General features: G+C 53.9%; 1 protein-coding gene. It reads right to left on the bottom strand.

Annotated elements, in window-relative coordinates; translation table 11 throughout:
- On the bottom strand, positions 1–668 hold a 668-nt coding region (locus tag ACR0C6_RS21860), incomplete at both ends, for a tryptophan 2,3-dioxygenase (RefSeq protein WP_480621266.1).

The following is a 668-nucleotide window of genomic DNA, read 5'->3' as shown; positions in this document are numbered from 1 at the left end:
GCTTGAGCCACCAGTGCCGGGTTGCATCCCGATCACGCGCTCAACTGCGGTGGCATGATCAAAGCGCCAGCGTTGAAACAGGCTTTCCACATCCATCAGTTTTTCGGCCAAAGCATAAAGATCCCAGTATTTTTCAGTGTTGCGGAATACCTCGACCCAGATTTGTACCACGCGCGAATCGCCGCAATAGGGTTGGGCGTAATCGCGTTCGATCAGATCCTTGGGCACGTCGAACCCTTGACGGGCCAGCATGTGCAACACTTCGTCATAAAGCGACGGTTTGGTCAGAGCGGCATTCAGCATCTCCATCACCTCTGGGTCATGCGCATGGACCTTCAGTGTTGACGCATCCTTGTTGCCAAGAATGAACTCAATCTGCCGATACCCGTAGCTCTGAAACCCTGACGAGCTGCCCAGTGCCTGCCGAAACGTTAAATAGTCGGCAGGCGTCATGGTCAGAAGGGTTTCCCAGGCCGCAATCAGCTGCCGCTGAATGGCCTTGATGCGATCGAGGTTTTTCATCGCTGGGCCAAATTCATCCTGTTGCAAAAAACGGCGCACCTCGACCAGTTGGTGATGCATCAGTTTCAGCCACAGTTCGCTAACCTGATGGATGATAATGAACAGCATCTCGTCCGGCTGCGCGGGGTCCTGAAAGGTCTTTTGCA

This window comes from Ruegeria sp. AL12 (assembly GCF_056540885.1).
The sequence above is the reverse complement of the archived record's forward strand: the minus strand, read 5'-3'. Positions and strand labels throughout refer to the sequence as shown.